This window comes from Micromonospora sp. NRRL B-16802 (assembly GCF_001279555.1).
GTDB lineage: Bacteria > Actinomycetota > Actinomycetes > Mycobacteriales > Micromonosporaceae > Micromonospora > Micromonospora profundi.
The window spans coordinates 129215-150633 of record NZ_LGEB01000013.1; the positions used below are offsets into that span (position 1 = coordinate 129215).

Sequence of the window (21419 nt, forward strand, 5' to 3'; positions counted from 1 at the left end):
GCTTGTCGGGCTCGGGGCCGGCGTCGGGGCTGGGGCCGAGGTGTACGTCGGCGGTGTGTCGTGCGGCTGGGCCAGGTTGGGGCTGGGAGGGGTCGAGACAGGGTGGGCTGGGCCGCCGGGGCTGGGGCTGGCCGCGCCGAGGTACTGGCGGGCGGCGCGTACCGCCGGGTGGTGCTCCCCGAGCACGGCGGGCCCGGCGGTGGCGACGCGGGTGTAGTTGCGCCGGGCCTCGTGCCGGTTACCCAGCTCCTCGGCGACCTCGGCCAGCTCCAGGGCGAGCGCGAGCATCGTCGGCTCGCCATGATTCCAGCGCCGCTCACCGGCCGCGAACGCCTCCTCCAGAACCCGGCGGGCGGCGAGCGGGTCGTCCGCCTCGCGGTGCAAGCGGGCAAGCAGGTGCGCCGTGTGCAGCATCTCGGGGTGGTCCTCGCCATACGGCGGACGGGCGGACTCGACGGCCCCCGCGAGCAGCTGCCGGGCTGAACTGAGGTCGCCCGCGGTGCGCAGGGCGAGAGCCCGACGTTGGACGGCAGCCAGAGGAGAGGGATGGGACACGTGGCAATGCTGCCGGCAGAGAGCCGCCGACGCTACCCGGACGCGCCTCCGACACGGCTTTGTTGACCGTCGGCGAGCCGACCCGAGCAGCGCCGGGAAGGCCACGAGGCAGCCGCTGGTACGCGATGTGCATGATCCACGAGTGCCGTGTACAGTAACTCCCCGTGCGGCCCGCTGTGCCGACCTCCGATGGAAGATCATCCGGGGTGGCAAGGTAGGCTGAACGAGCAGGTCCGGGTGGCGGAATGGCAGACGCGCTAGCTTGAGGTGCTAGTGCCCGTATAGGGCGTGGGGGTTCAAGTCCCCCCTCGGACACAAACCATTGCCCCACGGTGCGCGCTGAGATCCACTTCAGCGCGCACCGTTTGCGTTTCTGGCTGGTAGTTCAGCCGGAGTCCGAGTTGCCGGTAGACCTCGGCCTTGTCGGAGGGGTCGGCCTCGCGGAGCACGGTGGTGATGTCGCCGAGCGCGGTCACCAGGGCGGTGATCTCTGCTCGGCTCATCCGGCGCGGGGTGGAACCCGCGATGGCGCGTAGTTCGGCTTCTGCGCGGGTGCGTTCGGCCTGGGCTTGCGCGATCCAGCCGGTGACCACGGCCGGGTCGGCGCCGGCGTCGAGGGCGCCGCGGTAGCGCTCCAGCTTGGCGTCGCACTCGGTGATGATCGCTTGGGCTGCGGTGCCCGTTGTGGGCGAATGGTTGAGGGGTTGGGCGTCGGCCATCGCGGTGATCGTCTGCGCGATGTGGTCGGGTGCGAAGGCGGAGGCCAGCCAGGTGTCGAGCGGGTCGGTGAGTGCGTCCTCGCGCAGGTACACGTTGCGGGGGTGGGGGACCTGGTTGGCGAGGGCGTACTCCTGCGGGAAGCGGCAGCGGTAGTAGGCGTCGCCGTGGTTGTACTGCGGTCGGGGTACGCATCCTTCCGCCCAACACTCCAACCCCTCGTGGAGCCCAGTCGGATCAACGCGAGGTACGTGCCTGCGCCCAGGCTGGCGGGAGCGTCGACCTGCACCCGGCCGTTGTCGGGGGGCGTTGCGACAGTCGTCGCCGTGGGATGACTGGGCTCATGCCCGTCGGCGGGACCGATTGACGTCGACGACGGGGCGTGCCCTGCTCGACGCGTGGAACGTGAAAGAAGACCTCGACCGACTCGCCAACGCAGTCGCGACCTGGTGGCCACAGACCCACGCGTTCCTGCTCACCGCGATTACCAACGCCGGATCACCGTCGCCGGGGACGCGGTCTCCGAACCTCGGAAATCAGCTAACGAACCCTGCGTCAAGCCAGAGACCTGGCAAAGTATGTGGAAATGCCCTTGAGCCTGAAACTGTGGGCTTGGTTTGACTCCCAATAGTTCAGACTCAAGGGCTCTTCCCGTGAACGAGCTAGCGGGGCAACACGGGATCTAACAGTAAATCCCGGTGACAACCCACGTCTGGCTGTTGCTGAATTTCCGCCACTGGTGAGTGGATATTCCTCGCCTGTCGTATTGGACACCGTTGCCGTCGATGGTCACGTTGGTGACGCAGTTGGCGGGAAGGCGAATCGCGTCGGTGTCGTAATACTTGGGGTACTCGTTTGAGCGGCGCCCCGGCTGGAGGGTGAAGGAAGCAGGGTGGGTATATCCGTTCTGCCGATTCGCCACCGGGACGCAGCTCGTCGGTAGGAACTCGCCGGTGTATGTGATGGTGCCTGCGGCGGAGCACCAGTTGTTGCTAATCATGATGCCGCGAGTGCTTGCGTTGGTGGCCTCTCCGCCGCAGCCGGGCGTGGAACATGTGCCTGCCTGCGCGGGGGAGGGAACCCCGACGATGGACGCTGCAATAAAGGCCGCCGCAACGGCTGTCAGGGGCTTTTTGCCTGACGAGAACCTTGCCAAGTTTATCCTCCTCGTGGGAAATGGTGATTCGCCGCTGGAGGCCAAAAGAAGTATGACATCGCCTCGATGAATGAGCTGTCGAGGCGATAGCAGGCCTTCGTTCCACTCCTTGTGCAATAGGTAATGAATCGACCCCCGTCGGCTGTATGCAGCGTACGCATGCGGCTCTGACTTAGCAAGGACTCAGGACTCCGGAAGGTGCCAGATGGTCGCTTCAAGTGGGTTCGAGCAGTCAGATCGGCCGATATTCCCCGTAGTTCCCGATAGCCGCGAAAGGCGGCAAACGCTGCCCGATCGGGTCTCCCGGCGGAGGGCGGCGAGTAGCTTTTCGAGCGTGTTTGAGAATTGCGATCAGGTCCGGATGCAAGGTCGGCGGGCTTGGCGTCGGGCGGGTCGACCTCCGGTGATGCGGCGTGTCATGCCGCGATAGCGGCCAGTCGGATGATGGCTTCGGAGGCGTCGAGGTGGCGTTCGAAGTCGCGGGCGAGTCGGCGGCAGGCGGTGAGCCAGGCCAGAGTGCCCTTGACGTTGCAGCGGCGGGGATTACGGCGAAGCCGCGCTGGTCCGCGGGCTTGCGGGCGATCTCACGGGTGGTGCGCAGGACGTCGCGGGTCCAGTCGACCAAGCGGCGCCGGTACGGCCCTGTCGGCGAAGACGTGCCGGATCGAGGTGGCCATGTAGGCGCTCAGTAGGGCGGTATTCGCGCCATCGCGGTCCGCCAGCTTGCGGCGAGGACAGTCGCGGCGGCCAGCAGGCCCAAGGTGTCGGTGGCGATGAACCGCTTGCGGCCGTTGACCTTCGTCCCGGCGTCGTGGCCCCGACTGTCTCGGCCGACGGTGTCAACGCCCTTCACGCTCTGCGCGTCGACGACCCCCGCTGACGGCTGCGGCTCACGGTCCTGCTGCACTCGTGCTTTGACCCGCAGAGTGGCAAGGATCTTCTCCGTTACGCTGGCGTCTCCCCATCGGGTGAAGTACCAGTACACCGTCTGCCACGGTGGCAGGTCAGCGGGCATGTACCGCCACGGGCATCCGGACCGCACCACGTACAGGATGGCGTTGACGACTTCCCGCGTGGGTGCTTCTCCCGCTGGCCGTACGTGTTGGGCTCCGGCAGCATCGGCTCGATCAGCGCCCACTGGGCATCGGTCAGATCGGACGGGTAGCCACGACGTGCAGGCACCGCGCCACCCTGCCCGCTGCACCTGTGGAAGTCATGCCGCCACGCCGTCCACAACGGACGAGGGTCTGCTGCACCGATAGGTGACATCTGAGATGGCTTGCCCTGTGGGCGGGCTGGAAGGATGTCGCTGTGCCCAAGCCCTACGCCCGAGAGTTCCGTGATGACGTCGTGCGTGTCGCTCGCGACCGTGAGGCGGGAGTGACGGTCGAGCAGATCGCGAAGGACTTCGGGGTGCATCCGATGACGTTGTTCAAGTGGCTGCGCCAAGCCGACATCGACGCTGGCGCCACCCCCGGGACGGCCAGCACCGAGTCGGCGGAGCTGCGCGAGGCGCGTAAGCGCATCCGGTTGTTGGAGCAGGAGAACGAGGTCCTGCGTCGGGCCGCGGCGTACTTGTCGCAGGCGCATCTGCCGGGAAAAGGCTCTACCCGCTCGTGAGCGAGCCGGCCGCCGACGGGGTCCCCGTGGCGGTGACGTGCCGGGTATTGAACATCGCTCGTCAGCCCTACTACCGGTGGCGTGCCCGCCGTGTCACCGACGCCGAGTTGGTGGCGGCGTATCGGGCGGACGCGTTGTTCGACGCCCACCGTGATGACCCGGAGTTCGGATACCGGTTCCTGGCCGATGAGGCCCGCGCTGCCGGCCGGGCGGTGGTCGAGCGCACCGCCTGGAGAATCTGCTCTGGCATGGGCTGGTTCAGCGCGTTCAGCAAGCGCAAGCGTCGGGGCAAGGGCGGCAAGGTCGGTCCACCGGTGCATGACGATCTGGTGCGCCGCGACTTCACCGCGGACGGCCCGAACCGGGTGTGGCTGGCCGACATCACCGAGCACCGCACCGGTGAGGGCAAGCTCTACCTGTGTGCGGTCAAGGACGTGTGGTCCCACCGGATCGTCGGCTACTGCATCGACTCACGGATGAAGTCGAGGCTGGCCGTCAACGCCCTGCACCACGCCGTAGCCCGCCGTGGTGACGTGGCCGGTTGCGTGCTGCACACCGACCGCGGGTCGCAATTCCGAAGCCGGAAATTCGTCCACGCCCTCAACCAGCACCACCTGGCCGGGTCGATGGGCAGGGTCGGCGCCGCTGGCGACAACGCTGCCATGGAGTCGTTCTTCGGTCTGCTGCAGAACAACGTCCTCGACCGCCGAACCTGGACGACCCGGCAGCAGTTGAGGACCGCGATCGTGACCTGGGTCGAACGGACCTACCACCGCCGTCGACGCCAACGATCCCTGTCCCGGTTGACCCCTATCGAGTACGAGACCATCATGACCCCACCGGCCAGTCAGGCCGCGTGACTACGACTGTCACCTATCGGTGCAGCAGACCCCCTGGACTGACACGAACCGTGCATCACCCCACAGAGCCAAAAGGTCACCACCGCAGCTAGGCTTGCGCGAGCCTCAGGGTTGCGCTGAGCATCATCGGCGGTGGGGTAAAGGGTCGTGTCGCCCCCCGAATTGCCCCAGGCCCCACACCGCAGGTCAGGCAGACATTGACGGCGAGTCGCTGGCCGGCGACTCGAACCCCCACGTCGCTCAGCGCTCATAGCGGCGCGGGTCTGCGCGAGAGAGACCGCGTGAGCTGATCAGCTACCTCGCGGTCGTGGTAGACACCTACTCCCGCCGTCGTGGGCTGGGCGATGGCCGATCACCTGCGCACGAGGGGTTGGATAGCTCATCGCAAAAGTACGACTTCCATTCGAGGAGATGGGCACCACGGGCGCGCGACCGTTTCGGGCAGATGAGCGCGTCTGCAGATGTCGGCAGGGCAACTCATGATGCAGACGATGGATGCACGTGGTCGTGACGTGAGGACTGCCGGTTGACGACGAGTATCGGTGAGTTGACGAGTGGTTTGCCCGCTGGCGCGTACGGCCAGAAACGCTTTGCTGTCCGCGCCGGATACCGTCGAACGGATCGCTGCCCGGCTCGGTTTGAACCGACCCGAAGCGTCGCTGCATCTGCAAGTCATGGTGCTGCCAGACCCGACCGAGCAGAACCTATTGCGCTAAAACGGTTGGGACGACCGGCAACTGGCCGACCTCGGCTCGGCGCTGCTGACGAAAACGGCTGCTCGTCGAATCCGAGACACCCGGACGCCGCCTCGCCGCCCCGGACCTTGGCGCAGCCCGAGGTTCGTACCGCCCTTTGAGGCGTGGAAGTCTGCCCTGCACGGGTCGGCCCGGGTGAGGAGCCGCCCTATCTGTGGGGTTCTGGTGTCACCCGCCCGCTGACCGACCTGTTCCACGACGCCGGCAGCCGCGCCCTTATCGATTCCCCCATGCCGCAGGCTGAACGCCCCCAAGACTTCCATGATCATGACCCCTGGCTGGCGTATCAAGGTATGAACTGCGGCACCACGTCGGCGAGTGCATGGTCGAGGATTTCCAGGCCCAGGTCCAGCTCCGCGTGACTGGAGGTGAGCGCTGGTGCGATGCGGAAGACGCCGCCCATGCCCGGCAGCTGCACCACGTTCATGTGCAGGCCCAGTTCCAGGCAACGCCCTGTCACTGCCGCGCCCAGCGCGTCGGCCGGTCGTTTCGACTCGCGGTCGCTGACCAGCTCGAGCCCGACCAGCAGCCCGCGGCCCCGTACGTCGCCGACCACAGGGTGCCGTTGGCTGATCTCCTGAAGGCCCTTCCGCAGGTACGAGCCCAGTTGCGCAGCCTGTTCATCGAGCCGGTCGGCCTCCAGCACGTCCAGGACCGTGTTACCGACCGCAGCCACCAGCGGGTCCGAGACGTGCGTGGTGAAGAAGAGGAAGCCGCGCTCGTGCGCGGTCTGCTCGATCTCCGGGCTGGTCACCACAGCGGCCAGCGGCAGGCCGGCGCCGAGTGTCTTGGACAGGGTCAGGATGTCCGGCACGATGCCGTCCCGCTGGAACGCGTACCACTCTCCGGTGCGGCACAGACCGGTCTGCGCCTCGTCGAGGATCAACAGCCCGCCCCGCTCGTGCACCTTGTCGCGCAGCGCCGCGAGGTATCCCGGCGGCAGGTCGATCACCCCGCCGGAGCTGAGGATCGGTTCGACGACGCACGCCGCCAGGCTGCCCACCGACTGGGCGTCGAACAGCTCGAACGCGAACTCCAGCTGGTGCCGCCAGTCCAGTTCGCCGCTCGGAAGGGTGAAGTCGGGCCGGTACGCGTTCGGCGTGGGGATGGCGAAGTTGCCGGGCGCCGCGGGCCCGTACCCCTTGCGCCCCGAGCTGTAGGTGGCGCTCGCCGCAGCCTGCGTCATTCCATGCCAGGACCGGGCGAACGAGATGATTTCGTGTCGGCCGGTGACCAGCTTCGCCATCCGAATTGCCGCCTCGTTGGACTCCGCGCCGGTGGTGAGCAGCAGGACCTTATCCAGCGGCGCAGGCAGCGAGCCGGCGAGGCGGCGTGCCAGCTCGACCACGGGCCGGCTCAGCATGCCACTGAACAGGTGGTCGAGAGTGGCTGCCTGCCGCTGGATCGTTGCTACTACGGCCGGGTGAGAGTGGCCAAGGATCGCGCTCATCTGCCCCGACGTGAAGTCGAGCAGGCGGCGGCCGTCGGCGGTGAAGACGAAACTGCCCTCGGCGCGTTCGATGATTTCACGTACGAAGCTGCCCGCGCCGATGTAGCGGACCAGGTGACGATCGGCGTCGGACCAGAACGAATCAGCCACGGACCGACGCTAGGCAGCCCGAACAGACACGTCCATCGCACATTTCCGCTGTCGCTGTTAAGCAAAGCCGTACAGTCGGCGGTCATGACGCTGAATCCGTGGCGGCTGCGCCTGCTCGCCGACCTGGCGACCTACGGCACCGTCCGGGCCGTTGCGCAGCGCGGCAACCTGAGCCCGTCGGCGGTGTCGCAGCAGCTGACCACGCTGGAACGGGAGACCCGGACCGCGCTGCTGGAACGCACCGGGCGGCGGGTGCGACTCACTGCGGCCGGAATGTTGCTTGCCGCCCGGGCTCGGGAGATCCTCGCGGCCATGGACGCGGCCGAGGCGGAGCTGCGCCGCCTCGCCGACGAGCCGGCTGGCACGGTCACCGTGGCCGCGTTCCAGAGTGCGGTGCAAGCCCTCGCCGAACCCGCACTTGTCCGTCTCGCGGCCCGACACCCGGATGTGAGCGTGGTGTTGCTGGAGTTGGAGCCACACGAGAGCATGCCGGCGCTGCGTCGCGGCGACGTCGACCTGATCATCACGACGGCCGACTTCGCCGGCGCCGAGCTCTCCCCGGAGATCCATTTAGTGCCGCTCGCCACCGACCCGGTCGTGCTCGTGCTGCCCCCGGGGCATCCGCTGACCAGCGCCGAGTCGGTCGCACTGGAGGCGTGCGCGCAGCAGCGCTGGACGTTCGACGTCGCCGGCTCGTACATGTCCGAGCTATCCACCCGACTGTGCCGGGAGGCCGGCTTCGAGCCCGTGGTGATCTGTCGGTTCAACAACTACATGCTGGCCCTCCAGCACGTGGAGAACGGCCGCTCGATCACCATGCTGCCGAAGCTGGCGGTGGACCCGCGATACCGGGTGGTGACCCGACCACTGAGCCCGCCGCTGACCCGGCGCATCACTGCCGGGGTCCGGCGACCGGCCGCGTCACGCCCCGAGGTGACGGCCGTGCTCAATGCCCTGAGAGCAGGTGACTGACCTTGGCCGGACGGTCTCCGTAGTGTGCTGGTAGCACCCCTTGCGTACCAGGGCGATGCGCAGAGGCGCTGTTCCGCACCGGCCGCCGCCGTGGTGCATGCCGAGGATGCATCCCAAATGTTGCGGCACACGTTCGTGACGACCATGCTCGACCCCGGCGTCAGCCTCCGCGACGTGCAAATCGCCGCCCGCCACGCCGACCCACGGACCACCATGCGCTATGACCGGGCCCGCAAGAACCTCGACCGGCACCCCAACTACATCCTCGCCGCGTACATGGCCCCCGGAACATGATCAGCCGCTCACGGCTTTGCCGAGAAGCGGATAGGCGATCAATCCCTTCTTGCACGCTGGTTTCCGACCAGGGTCAGCAGGGCTGCGTGTGTTTGCTCGTCGGCCGCCACGACGAGACCGCCCGCGCCAGTGTGAAGAGGTTGGCCGTCGATCCCGGTCACCACACAGCCGGCTGCCTGACAGAGGGCGATGCCGGCCGCGAAGTGGACACTGTCGCTCAGGTGGCCATCGGTTACGTAAGCGGCTCGTCGGCCGGCAGCGACCCAAGCCACCGCCAGGGTGGTGGAGACGACACGTGGGCGGAACTGCCGGATGAACCCTTGATCGGCAAGTAACCGCGCGGCCCGGAAGACGCGCTCATTGGGGAACGGTGGATCGAGATTGACGTCCACCAGCCTCGACGCGGCCGACGGGGCAAGTCGCTCGTCCGCGCCGCCGTGACGCACGTGTGCCCCAGCACCGTCGGTCCAGAACACCTCATCGGTGAACGGGTCCGCCGAGGCTGCCACGCCGACCTGCGTTCCGGTTCGCAGAGCTACGTTGACCGAGACGAGCATGTTGTGTACGGCGTAGTTCAGCGTCCCGCACAACGGGTCGACTAGCCAAATGCGTCCGTTCCCGCCGGTTCCCGTGCGTCCGCTTTCCTCTCCCACCACGAGGTCGTCCGGCCGGGCAGCGTGCAAGACGTCGAGGATGGCGCGCTCTGCTTCGATGTCGGCCGTCGTGGCGAAGTCTCCGGCAGACTTCTCGAAGCGTGTCAGCGATGACCCGTAGTGCGAGCGCACGATCGCTGCGCCGGCTTCCGCGGCTTTGATGACCAGTTCTCGGTCGGTGATCGACATGCACGCACGATAGATGCCGTCCTGGCTACATTGCGGGCCGCGATCGGATATCCCGACCTGGCCGCGGACAGCGTGCTCGTCGGGCAACACGGCGGCGCCGTCCGTACGGCCGGGCGAAGCGCTTCGTGCAGTCACCGACCGCTGGTCCCTGGCCCCTTCCACGGCCGGCGTCCTGCCCGGCACCGCGCTAACCTGCCGCGCATGGTTTACCGCGTCGGGGACGTGCTGCGCATCTCCTGCCCGTTCACGCCAACGGTTGTCATCGGCGTCGACGAGGCGTACGTCAGCGTCCGCTGGCCCTGGTGGGAGATCGACCCGGACGCGGAGGGCTCGTGCTGGAACGGCGTGGTGGCCCTGGGCCGTGCCGATCCGGACGAGCTGTACGTAACCGACCCGCCTGCCCTGCGCCTCGCACCCGGTGATATCTGTCGGGTCGGTATCCCGGCGCGGATCATCCACGTCATCGAGGTCGCTCACATCGATGGAGCCTGTCGGTCAGCGCGCCCGGGCATGTCGGCGGTGACCGTGCGGACGACGTCTCGCAGCCAGCGGTGGCCTAGGTCGCCGTCGAGGCGGGGGTGCCAGGTCATGTGGTAGCGGAGCGGGTGGATCTCGGGTGGGGCGGGCAGGATGTGGATGCCGGGGTCGGCGTGGTGGTCGAGCAGGCGTTCGGGGACGGTGAGGATCAGCGGGGTGCCGGGGACGGCGTCGGCGGCCATGGAGTGGTAGGGCACGGTCAGTGCGGCGCGGCGGCGGCTGCCGAGGTCGTCGAGGCGGCAGTCGATGGCGGTCTGGCGTTCGTCGATGGTGCCGATGATGATGTGGTCTGCCGCCAGGTAGGCGTCGAGGGTGATCGCCGTGGTGGCGGCCAGGGGATGGTCGGCGGAGAGGACGCAGACGAAGCGGTCCTCGAACAGCTCCGCGGTGTGCAGCGGGGAGAGGTGCTCCGACTTGGCGTAGAAGACCAGGTCGACCAGGCCCCGGTCGAGTTCGTCGTAGATGCTGTCGTGCCAGGGGCGGAAGTGCAGCGTGGAGCGGGGTGACTCGCGGAAGACGCGCTGGAAGACCGCGGGGGCGAAGACCCGGGCGTAGTCGGTGCCCGCGATGCGGAAGGACTCGGCGGCCTCGGCGGGGTCGAACTGCTCCGGGGCGAACATGCTCTCCAGCCCGGGGAGGACGGTCTGCAGCTGCCGCTGGATGCGTTCGGCCCGTGGGGTGAGGCGGTAGCCGCGCGGTGTGCGGACCAGCAACTCGTCGTCGAGGGTGTCACGGAGCCGTTGCAGTGCGCGGCTCATCGCCGGCTGGCTCAGGCGGGCGACCTCGGCGGCGCGGGAGACGTGTCGCTCCGCCAATAGGGCGGCCAGCGGGGCCAGCAGGTTGAGGTCGACGCGTTCAATATGTGCCACGCGCATACGGTATATATTTTTCATGCATTGGACAAATAATAGCTGGTGAATGACGCTGGATCTCGTTCGGAAAACACGGCGAGTCAGGAGCAGTCATGAATCAGAACAGGGTGGCCGTGGTGATCGGCGGCTCGGGCGGCATCGGCAGGGCGGTCGCGAGGCGGCTGGCCGCGGACGGCATGGCCGTGGTCGTGCACTATGCGGGCCGTGCGGCACCGGCCGAGGAGGTCGCGGCCTCGATCACCGCAGGCGGGGGGACGGCGGTGGCGCTCCCCGGCGACGTCGCCGAGCCGGAGGAGATGACCCGGCTCTTCGACACCGTGCAGGAGCGCTTCGGCGGTGTCGACGCCGTGATCAACACCGCCGGGATCATGCTGCTCACCCCGATCGCGGAGATGGACCTCGACGACTTCGACCGGATGCACCGGGTGAATGTACGCGGCACTTTCGTGGTCTCGCAGCTCGCCGCCCGGCGCCTGTGCGCCGGGGGCGCGCTGATCAATTTCTCCACCTCGGTGACCCGGCTCCAGCAGCCCACGTACGGCGGCTACGCGGCGACCAAGGGCGCGGTCGAGGCGATGACCCTGATCCTGGCCCGCGAACTGCGCGGCCGCGACGTCACCGTCAACGCGGTGGCGCCCGGGCCGACCGCGACCCCGCTCTTCCTCGACGGCAAGAGCGAGGAGCTGATCGCCCGGATCGCCGGGGCCGCGCCCCTGGAACGTCTCGGCACGCCCGAGGACATCGCCGAGGCCGTCGCCTTCCTGACCGGGCCCGGCGGCCGCTGGGTCAACGGCCAGGTCCTGTTCAGCAACGGCGGCATCGCATAACCCCCTCGTGATCGGAGAACCATCATGTCTACCGTGCTCATCACCGGTGCCGGCACCGGCATCGGCAAGCTCACCGCGCAGGCACTCGCCCGCGCCGGCCACCGCGTCTACGCCTCGATGCGGGCTCCCGAGACCCGCAACGCCGCCCATGCGAGCGACCTGCGCGATCTCGCCGTGACCGAGCGCCTCAACCTGCACGTGGTCGAACTCGACGTCGCCTCGCAGGACTCCGCGGACCGGGCGGTGGCGGCCGTGATCGAGGACGCAGGGGCGCTCGACGTGGTCATCCACAACGCCGGGCACCTGCTCACCGGCTACGTCGAGGCGTTCACCGCGGATGAGATCGCGCACCTGATCGACGTGAACACGCTCGGCGTCCAGCGGCTCAACCGGGCGGCCCTGCCGCACCTACGCGCACAGGGCCGCGGCACCCTGCTCTACGTGGGCAGCACCATCCCGGTCACCACACCACCCTTTCTTGGCCCGTACGTGGTCTCGAAAGCGGCCATGGACTCGCTCGCGCTGGTGACCTCCTACGAGGTGGCGCCGCTCGGCATCGAGACCGTGATCGTCATGCCTGGCCCCTTCACCCAGGGCACCGACCACTTCCCCAAGGCCGGGCGCCCTGAGGACACCACCGGGGTCGCCGCCGGCTACCGGGCACTGGACCCGCTGGCTGCCCGCAACGAGGAGGCCACCGAGAGCCTGTTCACCCCGGGCACCTCGGCCGACCCGATCGTGGTCGCCGAGGAGATCACCAGGATCCTGGCGCTGCCCTTCGGCGAACGGCCCTTCCGCAGCGTCGTGGACCTGACCAACTCGATGGTCGAGGAGGCCAACGCCGCGGTGCTGTCCGCCCGCACCGACTTCGTCCGGCGGATGGGCTTCGACCAGGTCCTGCACGTCGCCCAGATCTAAGCTTCGCGTTTAACGTCCGGTAGGAGATCAGTCGGTCGTTTGAGGGAATGGCATGAGGCGGCCACCTGGCCACTCTGTGAGGAGACGGTGAATCTTCTCAAGGGAGGACAAGGTGGCCGCTTCTTGTAGTGTGACTGCGTCCGAGCGTGGACGCCAGGGTGAACTTCGCCGGTTCCGGGGGAGGCGTGCCGCCTGCCGACGCCTCCTCGACGCCTGTCCCGACGTGACCAGCAAACAGCCCGCCCCGGCCTGATCGCGCAGTCGACCTTCCAGCACTGTGGGCGCGCTCGCCTACGACACTGACCGGGTGACGCGAGACGTGGATGCCACATTCCTACTGCATGGCATCGTCTTGAAGGAAGCGCGCAACGTGGCGGAGGCGATGGGTTCGCCGCCGTGGTGGCTCAACGATCAGGCCACCGCGTATGTCTCCAACCAGTACGACGCCGGAAAGCGCGAAGTTTCAGTCACGCGGTCTGACTGATCGGTCGGGTCATGATGGTCTCGTACTCGATAGGGGTCAACCGGGACAGGGATCGCTGTCGTCGGCGGCGGTGGCAGGTCCGTTCGATCCAGTTCACGACCGCGGCCCGGACATCGAACTCGGGCCGTCACTGGGCAGGGTAGCCGCGCGGATGTTGTTGCACCGGCGTGCCACATTGGAGCGCATGCCAACTGTCCAACAGGATGCCGACGTCGTGGTCCGGATCGAGCCGTGGGCGGGCACCGGGTACGCGAAGATCCGCATCACTCCTGGTTACCGTGAGCAGTTGCAGAGTCTGCTCACAGAGGCCGACGTCGACAACAGCATTGCGCTGGAATTCTCTGCCGGCAGCGCCGCGATGGAACTGATCTCCGTCGCGGTGAGCACCCCGGAGGTCTGGGTGGCCACGGGCGGGGCCGTGGGTGCGTTCATCGGCCGACACGTGGGCAGGCGAGTCCGGGTGGAGGTCAGCGACCGCACGGTCACTGACCTCCATGGGTACAGCAGGAAGGATGCCGAGTCCCTGATGCGCACCATCGCCGAACTGCATGACCGTCGCGAGGCCGAGTGGCAGCAGCTGCTGCGCCGCAACCCCGAGCCCACCACCCCGGACCATCTGCCCGACGCGTGACACGGAGTCCCGGATCACCTGCAGATGGTTGATGGCTCGGCAGGACGTGCGGGCGACGAGCTCTGCGAGTCAGGCGGCGGCCGCGACCTCGTCGGGGTGCGGAGCGGAAGCCGCACCGAGACCGGGCCCCAGGTGATGGTCGCGCTCAGTAACGCCGCCATCGGCGCCCTGCGCACCGCCGGAGTCGCCAACATCGCCGCCAACCGACATCACGCTCCGACAGCACCGCCCGCTGGCACTGCTCGGCATCACCTGATTCCAGGTAGGGGATGGGTATGGAGGGCCGAGATCTTCCCGCTGATTTTGATCTCCCCAGTCGTCCCGTAGGCAGCGTTCTGGATCGCCTTGGCGACGCGTGAGATTGGTGGCCCGCCATAGCCGTACGCCCACAGCATGGTTGAACATGTTCAGAATGAGGCGCCGGATGAGGAGGGGCTGTGAAGGTCGTCATTCCCGGTGGGACTGGGCAGATCGGCACGATTTTGGATCGGGCGTTGACTGCGGAGGGTCACGATGTTGTGCTGTTGACCCGCTCGCCTAAGGGTGAGCGTCAGGTTCACTGGGACGGCTCCACGCTTGGCGAGTGGGCCAAGCAGATCAACGGCAGCGATGTGGTCATCAATCTAGCGGGGCGCAGTGTGAGCTGTCGGTACACCGCGGAGAACCTCGAAGCCATGATGAGTTCACGTGTGGAGTCGGCGCGGGTTGTCGGCGAGGCCATCGCCGAGGCTACCCGGCCACCCAAGGTGTGGATGCAGATGAGCACCGCGACGATCTATGCGCACCGCTTTGATGCGGCCAACGATGAGTACAGCGGTCTGATCGGCGGTGGTGAGCGCGGCGTGCCCGGGTACTGGGCGTACAGCGTCAAGATCGCTCAGAATTGGGAAGTTGCGCAGGAGCAGGCGGCAACTCCGGATACCCGCAAGGTTGCGCTGCGGTCGGCCATGGTGATGAGCCCCGACCGTGGCGGCGTGTTCGACGTGCTGAGCTGGCTAGCGCGGCTCGGACTCGGTGGACCGGTCGCGGGCGGCAGGCAGTATGTCTCGTGGATCCACGACCAGGACTTCGCCCGCGCTATCCGATTCCTGATCGAACGCGACGACCTCACCGGGGCTGTGAACCTAGCCGCACCCGGCCCGTTGCCACAGCGAGAATTCATGCGGGAGTTGCGTTCGGCTTGGCGGATGCCGGTCGGCCTGCCTGCCACCAGACGAATGGCTGAGGTCGGCGCGTTCGCGATGCGGTCGGACACCGAACTGCTGCTGAAGAGCCGGCGAGTCACCCCGGGACGGCTCTCTGATGCCGGATTCACATTCGCCTATCCGCAGTGGCAGGCCGCGGCCGCAGATCTGGCGTTACGGCGTCGACGAGGCTAGCGACCTCGCGCCAAAGCCGAGGCGACGGTCACACTTCCAGTGACGGAACCCGTTCTCGCGAACGAAGTACTCGGTTCATTCCTCTGCCGCCGATGAGGCAATGCGTCCGTGACGGTGCTCCAAGCGACCGATGTGGCTGCGGAAGCCACCGCTCGTAAACAGCATGCGCGGGGTGTCAGCTCACGATCAGTGAGCCTTTTCCAGGCTGATCTTGCAGTTCGGGCGTGTGCGGCAGGCCCGATGGTCGATGGGTACGAGGCTCCAGGTAGGACAGCTGTCGACCAAGACTCGAAGCCCCGACCGGGAGCCTCGCCATGCTGTCCTACCCCGCCACGATTCCGTTGTCCAGCCGGACCCTGAACCACCTCGCCGAACGTATCCGCGGTCACCCCTAGGCAGCGCCGGTCCCGGTGGCGGCGCCCTGCGCCCGGCCGGCAGGCGCTGCTCGCCCTGGCCCACCTGCGTAACAGCGACACCTACACCCGACTCGCTGCCGGCTTCGCCATCGGCGTCGCCACCGCCTGGCGCTACGTCCAGGAAGCGATAACCCTGCTCAGCTCGGCAGTCGACGACCTGGACACCGCGATGCGACATCCGGCTGCTGGCATACGCGATCCTGGACGGCACGCTGATCCCGATCGACCGAATCGCCGAGCAGAAGCCCTACTACAGCGGCAAGCACAAACGCCACGGCGTGAACGTGCAAGTCATCTCCGACGCCGCCGGCCGGATCGTGTGGGCATCACCGGCACTGCCCGGCTCGGCACACGACCTGGGCGCCGCACGCAGTCACGGCATCATCGATGCCCTGACCAGCGCGGACGTGATGACCTTCGCCGACAACGGCTACCAGGGCGCCTACGGCAGCCTGCGCACGCCGCTCAAGCGGCGCCGCTTCCGGCCGAAGCTCTCACGCAGGCAGAAGGCCGTGAACCGGGCCCACGCGAAGATCCGCGCCCGCGGAGAACGAGCGATCGCCACACTCAAGACCTGGAAGATCCTGGCCAAGCTGCGCTGCTGCCCACGCCGAGCCACCGCGACCGTCCAAGCCATCCTCGTCCTGCACGACGTCGAAACGAACCGCTACGCAGGATGAGAATGGCTCCATGAAAAAGGACCAATGGCCGGCGGATGCCGAATCACCGGACGTCGATCGCGGCAGTGAGTACAGCCGCGCCGGTCGGGTGCTTGACCGCAGCGTTCCAGGCTCGGTCGCAAGGGCGGGCCAGATCGCCGCGGTGGGGGTCACGAAGGCCCGGTGAAGACGCTACAGTCTGACGCTTCACCGACGCGGGGGTCAGAAGCCATGGATGAAATCGGTACGGCCGAAGCCGAGTTCGTCGCCGCTGTCGTCGATGAGGAGCTGCTCGGCGAGATCGTCGGGATGGTGTTCGTGGAGGGCGTCGACCCGGCCACCGCGCTGACCCGGTTCGCGGCCCGGCCGGAGACGGTGAAGCAGCGCAGCCTCGACGAGTTCCTCGACCTGGCCTGTGAGATCGTCGGTCATTGGGATACGCGACCGATCGCGTTCGCCACGGCCCTGGCGGGGTGGACGATGGTGGTGGGCACCTACGAGGTCGCCGAGGATGACCGGGTAGTAGCCGTCTCCCGCGGGTGCCGGGCCGTGGGCGTCATGCGGCACGACTATGCGGCGTCACACTCGTTCTCCTACGCGGTCGACGGCGCTCTGATCACCGAGTTCCCGCCGGAGGCGGTGTGGCGGCGGCAGGGCGACGACGCCGACCGGCTGGCCGCCAGCATGGCGGCGGTCGGGCTGCCGCTCGACGCCGACGCCAACGACGGGGGTCCGGACCGCCCGGTCGCGGCGGCGCTGCATCTGGCTGCCCGGATCGTCGGGCGGCTGCCGGCCCTCGCCGACCTGGCCGGCCCGCTACTGACCGCGGACCTGGCCCTCAACCGGATGACACGATAGCCGCCCGTGATGGATGCTCCGGCGGCCCGCGGCAGCATCCGAACCCCGTTCAAACGGCACCGCTACCGGCCAAAACTCGCCGCCTGGCAGAAGAAGGTCAACCGGGCCCACGCCCGGATTCGTGCCATCGGCGAACGCGCCAACGCCACCCTCTAGACCTGGAAGATCCTGACTAAACTCCGCTGCAGCCCTCACCGGACAACCCCAATCGTGTAGGCCATCCTCGTCCTGCACCCACATCGAGAACCCGGCCTACTCAGAATGAAAAAGGCTGAGTGGGGACGGCTCTCGTCTTCGTCGTCATCCCAGTCATCCCAGTCGTGGAGCCGTTCGCGTAGGTCATCGGGGAGCAGGTCGGCGTATTGGTACTCGCGGACCTGCTCGGGGTGCACCACGCACGGAAGCGGCAGGTACATGTCGCTGATCACTGGCGGTTCGGGAGGCGCTTCGAGTAGCGGGCCGACGGCGGAACTGTTGCGCCAGTAGAGGAAGACGCGAGGGCTGTGGTGCCGGTCCGAGTGGTCCACCGGGCACCACAGCATCTGGAGCAGGTCGGTGGCGTCCGGACCGACGTAGTCCGGGATATCTCGTCGGTACAGCTGCGCGACTGGAACCAACGGGATGGGATCCTCGATCAGGTCGTCCAGGTCCAGAGCGTCGGCCGCATCGAGTTCGGTCCGCTCCTTCGCAGTCAAGAAGTCCCCGCCCGGCAGCGGCTCCCGGGCTTCCGCCGTCGCGAGGATCTCCCGCCCGCGGTGCAGGGCGGCCGGGGTCGTCAGGTTCCATGGCTCGTGCGCCCCGGCGTCGTCGCAGACCGGCCATTCCTCGTCGGCCGGCCACAACAGCGGTCCGCCCACCGAACTGTCCGCAACGGTCGGATCGCCGGGTCGGGGATGCAGACGGGTAGCGGTGATGGAATGTTCCCGCAGTTCAGGGAAGAGCGCCGTGATGTCCAGAGGACGTGGGGGCGTGGTGCGGACCATAGACGTGGATCTTATGGCCACGTACAGGTCTGAGCTGCGGGATGGCTGGCGCCGGCCGGCGCCTCGGGTCGCCTCACACCACGCCTGCAGAAGTGCTGTAGATCGACGTAAGCGTTGCAGGTGAGCGGGCGGAAGTGCGCTGCGGATCCGCCAGCTGAGGCGACGATCCCGCAGGCAACGTCCTGAGAGTCTTTCAGGCTGGTGACCTCGGCGGAACCGAAGAGGTCACCAGCACAGCTAGACTTGCGTGAGTTTCAGAGTTGCGCTGAGCGTCATCGACGGTGGGGCAAAGGGTCGTGTCGCCCCTCGGACACCAAATTTCGTGAAAATCACGATAAATGGGACAGGTTGACTGTCCATTTGGGCATATCTACGCCCAAATACTGTGAGTCTGGAATGCCTACTGGTATGACCGGCCGCATGGGTCCAATTCGGTAGACAGGAAATGGCGTCCGTTCGCGGCGCGCTGACCGTCGGAGATTGGCAGTGCCGGGGCCGGCGCCTCACCGTCGGTACGGGTCGATGATTTCCTTTGGGCGCAGCGCGGGGGCGGCGAGGTCGCGCAGCGTCGGCGAGGTGAGGTAGAACCTGCCTCGGGTCTCGCCGTGCTGTTCGAGCATGTCCGCCCGGACGAGTGCGCGTAGGTCGTGGGTTGCTTGGTCGTCGGCTACGCCTACCTGCATACCGCGATCGAGAACCACTCCAGGCTGGCCTACACCGAAATCCTTCCCGACGAACGTCAAGAAACCGCAGCCGCGTTCTGGCAACGCGCCCACGCTTGGTTCACCGACCACGGCATCACCATCGCCCGGGTGTTGACCGACAACGGCTCCTGCTACAAGTCCCACCTCTGGCACGACACCTGCACCAAACTCGGTGTCACCGTCAAGAAGACCCGCCCCTACCCGCCACAAACGAACGGCAAAGTCGAGCGCTTCCACCGGACCATGACCGACGAATGGGCCTACGCCAAGCCCTACCGCTCAGAGACCGCACGACGCGCGGCCTTGCCCGCCTGGCTCCACACCTACAACAATCACCGGCACCACACCGCACTCGGCGGCCCACCCGCCAGCCGCGTCCCCAACCTCTCTGGACAGAACACCTAGGCCCGAGCACTTCGCGGACGAACAGTTCAGCGCCATCAGCACCTGGTGACATCCGCCCACGCAGTCAGCGACCGTACGACGCAAGCGACCGCCGCTTCGTCGGGCTGCGGGTCACCGCGCGGTCGCCTCGCCTTGCTTGTGGCAAGGCGAGGCGAACCCTCACGGCGGATTGTCCGCACATTCGATGCCGGAGAAGCTACACAGCCTGCACACCGTACTTGTGGAACAATCCCAACATCCGCTCGTCGAAACGCTCGGGCCCCCAGTTGTCTACCTGCACACCAGGTCGGGGTTCATCTCCCCCTTCTACAAAGAGTCCCTCCGCGCCGCCCGGCGTGTAGATAAAAAGCAACCTCGTGGTATGCATACCGACGTTCTTGAACCTGTGACGGACCATACGCGGAATATGAACGATATCGCCAGTCACCGCAGTGAAAGTCCGTTCGCCGTCCAGGAACTCCAACTCACCCGACAGTAGATAGAACGTCTCCTCCTGCTCAGCGTGGGTATGCGGGACGGGGCCACCGCCCGGCGGCACACTGGCCTCTACGATTCCGATGGACCCGCCAGTCTGGGCTGCCTGAAGGCGCATGGTGTAGACGTCGCCGGAAAACCATTTGGTCACTCCGTGCCCGGCAGCCACATGCAAGCCACCGGCGGCACCGCGTGGATTTAGGTCAACTGCGGACATTGAAAGGCTCACGAGACTCCCCCTAGCAGAGAATGCGCCGACAGTGGACCGGCAAATTTCCTCCAAGACGGTAGTCGTAGGAGCAGTCGACAGCTAGCCTCCACGAATGCCGATCGGGGTGAGAAGTCGCACCGCGCAGGCAATGAACTGACATGGTCCCTATCCGTTGCAAGTAAGCCGGAATGCGCCGGTCCGTCGAAGCCGAGCGGGTTGTCCCGTACACGAGTAGAAGGGGACTGCACCCGGTTCGCTTGACTCCTGACCTGTGAGGATGCGTTCCTCGCTGGAAGGATGTCTGCCATGCCGGAAGCGTTCCCGCCGGAGTTGCGCCGTGACGTGGTCGCGGTCGCCCGCAAGGGTGAGGCGCCGCTGTCGCAGATCGGGCGCGACTTCGGGATCTCCGAGTCGTGTCTGCACCGCTGGCTGAAGATCGCCGACGTCGACGACGGGGTCCGCCCCGGCACGACCAGCAGCGAGTCCGCGGAGCTGCGGGAGCTGCGGGAGCTGCGGGAGCTGCGGGAGCTGCGCAAGCGGTCCAAGCTGTTGGAGCAGGAGAACGAGATCCTGCGCCGGGCGGCGGCGTTCTTCGCCCGGGAGATCGCCCCAAAATGACTTACCCGCTGGTCCTCGACCTGGCCGTGGACGGCATCCCCGTCGCGGTGACCTGCCGGGTCCTGGGCTTCACACCGCAGGCCTTCCACGCCTGGCGGAAGAATCCGGTGTCGCAGCGGGACTGGAACGACGCGCATCTGATCAACGCCGCGCTGGACATCCACCGCGACGATCCGGCGTTCGGCTACCGGTTCATCGCCGACGAACTGCCAGCGCACGGCATCACCGCCGGCGCCAACCGGGTGGCCAGACTCTGCTCACAGCAGCGCATCTGGTCGGTCTTCGCGAAGAAACGGGGCCTGACCCGCCGGGCCGGACCGCCGGTGCACGACGACCACGTGAAGAAGGTCTTCACCGCCGACGCACCGAACGCGGTGTGGCTGACCGACATCACTGAGCACCCCACCGCCGAGGGCACGCTCTACCTCTGCGCGATCAAGGACGTGTACTCCGGCCGGATCGTCGGCTACTCCATTGACCACCGCATGAAAGCCTCCCTGGCTGTCGCGGCGCTGCGTAACGCGATCCGACTACGGGACCCGGCCGGGACGGTGGTGCACTCGGATAGAGGCAGTCAGTTCCGGTCCCGGAAGTTCGTGAAAGCGTTGCGCCGCAACGGATTGGTCGGGTCGATGGGCCGGGTCGGCGCCTGCGGCGACAACGCCGCGATGGAGTCGTTCTTCGCGCTGCTGCAGAAGAACGTCCTGGACCGGCAGCGCTGGGCAACCCGCCAGGAGCTACGCCTGGCGATCGTGACCTGGATCGAACGGACCTACCACCGCCGCCGACGGCAACGACGCCTCGGACGGCTCACTTCCATCGAGTTTGAGACAATCAACAGGCACGCACACGCGGCCTGAACCACTCAACCCCGCGAGTCAACCAAACCCGGGGCAGTCCCTCGATTCGAAACGCTGGTCCGCGGTGAGGGTAAGCGCCTCCACCGCAAGCGCGCTTGCTTCCTGGAGGTCTGGGTTGGTGGCGTGCAGGTGCGCGGTGGCCAGGTCGAGGCGGCTTAAGTCATAGGCGCTCGAATTGGCTCGAGCTGGGGAGTCAGATGACAGATGTGTCT

General features: G+C 67.1%; 19 protein-coding genes, 1 tRNA gene and 5 pseudogenes. 15 read left to right on the forward strand and 10 right to left on the reverse strand.

From position 1 onward, the window contains the following. The first annotated feature begins 171 nt into the window (after nucleotides 1-171). Complete coding sequence (locus tag ADK66_RS32155; protein WP_231639907.1) at nucleotides 172-483, forward strand: hypothetical protein; 312 nt, start codon at nucleotides 172-174, stop codon at nucleotides 481-483. On the opposite strand, the pseudogene ADK66_RS32160 reads toward ADK66_RS32155, so the two are convergent. Further along, nucleotides 382-756: pseudogene (locus ADK66_RS32160) on the reverse strand (hypothetical protein); the annotation flags it as partial. The gene ADK66_RS32155 and the pseudogene ADK66_RS32160 sit on opposite strands and share 102 nt — an antisense overlap. Nucleotides 757-786: 30 nt before the next feature. Between ADK66_RS32160 and ADK66_RS04610 the strand changes: the two are divergent. After that, nucleotides 787-870, forward strand: a tRNA-Leu gene (locus tag ADK66_RS04610). On the opposite strand, the gene ADK66_RS31250 is transcribed toward ADK66_RS04610, so the two are convergent. From ADK66_RS31250 to ADK66_RS30530, 3 genes are all read right to left on the reverse strand, one after another. After that, a complete protein-coding gene (locus tag ADK66_RS31250) occupies nucleotides 852-1367 on the reverse strand; it encodes a hypothetical protein (RefSeq protein ID WP_157552205.1) in 516 nt (171 codons plus the stop codon). The genes ADK66_RS04610 and ADK66_RS31250 overlap by 19 nt on opposite strands. 587 nt (nucleotides 1368-1954) lie before the next feature. After that, complete coding sequence (locus ADK66_RS31255) at nucleotides 1955-2428, reverse strand: hypothetical protein (protein WP_157552207.1); 474 nt, start codon at nucleotides 2426-2428, stop codon at nucleotides 1955-1957. 685 nt (nucleotides 2429-3113) lie between these two features. Further along, entirely contained in the window at nucleotides 3114-3632 is a 519-nt protein-coding gene (locus ADK66_RS30530) for a transposase (protein ID WP_082377202.1), read from the reverse strand. Between the two features lie 107 nt (nucleotides 3633-3739). Here ADK66_RS30530 and ADK66_RS04630 point away from each other — a divergent pair. Beyond that, a protein-coding gene (locus ADK66_RS04630; protein WP_157552209.1) for an IS3 family transposase occupies nucleotides 3740-4908 on the forward strand; the annotation gives its coding sequence in 2 pieces (ribosomal slippage) (nucleotides 3740-4024 and nucleotides 4027-4908; 1167 coding nt in all). Between the two features lie 1041 nt (nucleotides 4909-5949). Here ADK66_RS04630 and ADK66_RS04635 read toward each other — a convergent pair. Then, nucleotides 5950-7263, reverse strand: coding sequence for an aspartate aminotransferase family protein (locus ADK66_RS04635; protein ID WP_053652634.1), 1314 nt, complete (start codon nucleotides 7261-7263; stop codon nucleotides 5950-5952). An 84-nt stretch (nucleotides 7264-7347) separates the two neighbouring features. On the opposite strand from ADK66_RS04635, the gene ADK66_RS04640 reads away from it, so the two are divergent. Both ADK66_RS04640 and ADK66_RS30535 read left to right on the forward strand, forming a co-directional pair. Then, nucleotides 7348-8235, forward strand: a complete 888-nt coding sequence (locus ADK66_RS04640) for a LysR family transcriptional regulator (protein WP_053652635.1) — start codon at nucleotides 7348-7350, stop codon at nucleotides 8233-8235. Between the two features lie 117 nt (nucleotides 8236-8352). Continuing rightward, the gene (locus ADK66_RS30535; RefSeq protein WP_197281411.1) at nucleotides 8353-8529 is read left to right on the forward strand and encodes a tyrosine-type recombinase/integrase; all 177 of its coding nucleotides are present in this window, start codon (nucleotides 8353-8355) and stop codon (nucleotides 8527-8529) included. 38 nt (nucleotides 8530-8567) lie between these two features. Here the strand turns inward: ADK66_RS30535 and ADK66_RS04645 are convergent, their stop codons facing one another. Both ADK66_RS04645 and ADK66_RS04655 read right to left on the reverse strand, forming a co-directional pair. After that, nucleotides 8568-9371 (reverse strand): inositol monophosphatase family protein, encoded by an 804-nt coding sequence (locus ADK66_RS04645; RefSeq protein WP_053652636.1) that lies wholly within the window; start codon nucleotides 9369-9371, stop codon nucleotides 8568-8570. A gap of 473 nt (nucleotides 9372-9844) precedes the next feature. Next, nucleotides 9845-10777: a LysR family transcriptional regulator gene (locus ADK66_RS04655; RefSeq protein ID WP_053652674.1), complete on the reverse strand. Its 933-nt coding sequence runs from the start codon at nucleotides 10775-10777 to the stop codon at nucleotides 9845-9847. A gap of 95 nt (nucleotides 10778-10872) precedes the next feature. Here ADK66_RS04655 and ADK66_RS04660 point away from each other — a divergent pair, with 95 nt between their 5' ends. The 3 genes from ADK66_RS04660 (at nucleotide 10873) to ADK66_RS04670 (ending at nucleotide 13009) form a co-directional block, all read left to right on the forward strand. Beyond that, a complete protein-coding gene (locus ADK66_RS04660) occupies nucleotides 10873-11607 on the forward strand; it encodes an SDR family oxidoreductase (protein WP_197281412.1) in 735 nt (244 codons plus the stop codon). A gap of 24 nt (nucleotides 11608-11631) precedes the next feature. Next, the gene (locus ADK66_RS04665) at nucleotides 11632-12525 is read left to right on the forward strand and encodes an SDR family oxidoreductase (RefSeq protein ID WP_053652638.1); all 894 of its coding nucleotides are present in this window, start codon (nucleotides 11632-11634) and stop codon (nucleotides 12523-12525) included. A 277-nt stretch (nucleotides 12526-12802) separates the two neighbouring features. Continuing rightward, complete coding sequence (locus ADK66_RS04670; RefSeq protein WP_053652639.1) at nucleotides 12803-13009, forward strand: hypothetical protein; 207 nt, start codon at nucleotides 12803-12805, stop codon at nucleotides 13007-13009. On the opposite strand, the pseudogene ADK66_RS30540 reads toward ADK66_RS04670, so the two are convergent. Next, nucleotides 12993-13112, reverse strand: a pseudogene (locus ADK66_RS30540) (IS3 family transposase); the annotation flags it as partial. The gene ADK66_RS04670 and the pseudogene ADK66_RS30540 sit on opposite strands and share 17 nt — an antisense overlap. Between ADK66_RS30540 and ADK66_RS04675 the strand changes: the two are divergent. From ADK66_RS04675 to ADK66_RS31265, 5 genes and pseudogenes are all read left to right on the forward strand, one after another. Then, complete coding sequence (locus tag ADK66_RS04675) at nucleotides 13080-13640, forward strand: hypothetical protein (RefSeq protein WP_157552211.1); 561 nt, start codon at nucleotides 13080-13082, stop codon at nucleotides 13638-13640. The pseudogene ADK66_RS30540 and the gene ADK66_RS04675 sit on opposite strands and share 33 nt — an antisense overlap. A 437-nt stretch (nucleotides 13641-14077) precedes the next feature. Continuing rightward, nucleotides 14078-15019, forward strand: a complete 942-nt coding sequence (locus ADK66_RS04680; protein ID WP_053652641.1) for a TIGR01777 family oxidoreductase — start codon at nucleotides 14078-14080, stop codon at nucleotides 15017-15019. A gap of 314 nt (nucleotides 15020-15333) precedes the next feature. Continuing rightward, nucleotides 15334-16115: pseudogene (locus ADK66_RS04685) on the forward strand (transposase family protein). A 210-nt stretch (nucleotides 16116-16325) separates the two neighbouring features. Next, the gene (locus tag ADK66_RS04690; RefSeq protein WP_053652642.1) at nucleotides 16326-16952 is read left to right on the forward strand and encodes a DUF6461 domain-containing protein; all 627 of its coding nucleotides are present in this window, start codon (nucleotides 16326-16328) and stop codon (nucleotides 16950-16952) included. A 24-nt stretch (nucleotides 16953-16976) separates the two neighbouring features. Beyond that, nucleotides 16977-17168 (forward strand): annotated as a pseudogene (locus ADK66_RS31265) (IS5/IS1182 family transposase); the annotation flags it as partial. Here ADK66_RS31265 and ADK66_RS04695 read toward each other — a convergent pair. After that, nucleotides 17144-17935, reverse strand: a complete 792-nt coding sequence (locus ADK66_RS04695; RefSeq protein ID WP_157552213.1) for a hypothetical protein — start codon at nucleotides 17933-17935, stop codon at nucleotides 17144-17146. The pseudogene ADK66_RS31265 and the gene ADK66_RS04695 sit on opposite strands and share 25 nt — an antisense overlap. 665 nt (nucleotides 17936-18600) lie before the next feature. Here ADK66_RS04695 and ADK66_RS04700 point away from each other — a divergent pair. Further along, nucleotides 18601-19044, forward strand: a pseudogene (locus ADK66_RS04700) (integrase core domain-containing protein); the annotation flags it as partial. A gap of 196 nt (nucleotides 19045-19240) precedes the next feature. Here the strand turns inward: ADK66_RS04700 and ADK66_RS04705 are convergent. Beyond that, the gene (locus ADK66_RS04705) at nucleotides 19241-19747 is read right to left on the reverse strand and encodes a cupin domain-containing protein (protein WP_197281414.1); all 507 of its coding nucleotides are present in this window, start codon (nucleotides 19745-19747) and stop codon (nucleotides 19241-19243) included. A gap of 288 nt (nucleotides 19748-20035) precedes the next feature. Between ADK66_RS04705 and ADK66_RS04715 the strand changes: the two genes are divergently transcribed. Next, nucleotides 20036-21207, forward strand: a protein-coding gene (locus tag ADK66_RS04715) for an IS3 family transposase (protein WP_157552215.1) whose coding sequence is annotated in 2 segments (ribosomal slippage) — nucleotides 20036-20336 and nucleotides 20336-21207 — 1173 coding nt in all. Because the reading frame shifts where the segments join, the coding sequence is not laid out codon by codon here. Nucleotides 21208-21419: the final 212 nt, after the last annotated feature.

Bases quoted from the DNA above. Each gene is read 5' to 3' on its own strand.
- ADK66_RS04640 (WP_053652635.1), top strand. From the start codon at position 7,348: ATGACGCTGAATCCGTGGCGGCTGCGCCTGCTCGCCGACCTGGCGACC.
- ADK66_RS30535 (WP_197281411.1), top strand. From the start codon at position 8,353: ATGTTGCGGCACACGTTCGTGACGACCATGCTCGACCCCGGCGTCAGC.
- ADK66_RS04645 (WP_053652636.1), bottom strand. From the start codon at position 9,371: ATGTCGATCACCGACCGAGAACTGGTCATCAAAGCCGCGGAAGCCGGC.
- ADK66_RS04660 (WP_197281412.1), top strand. From the start codon at position 10,873: ATGAATCAGAACAGGGTGGCCGTGGTGATCGGCGGCTCGGGCGGCATC.
- ADK66_RS04665 (WP_053652638.1), top strand. From the start codon at position 11,632: ATGTCTACCGTGCTCATCACCGGTGCCGGCACCGGCATCGGCAAGCTC.
- ADK66_RS04690 (WP_053652642.1), top strand. From the start codon at position 16,326: ATGGATGAAATCGGTACGGCCGAAGCCGAGTTCGTCGCCGCTGTCGTC.
- ADK66_RS04695 (WP_157552213.1), bottom strand. From the start codon at position 17,935: ATGGTCCGCACCACGCCCCCACGTCCTCTGGACATCACGGCGCTCTTC.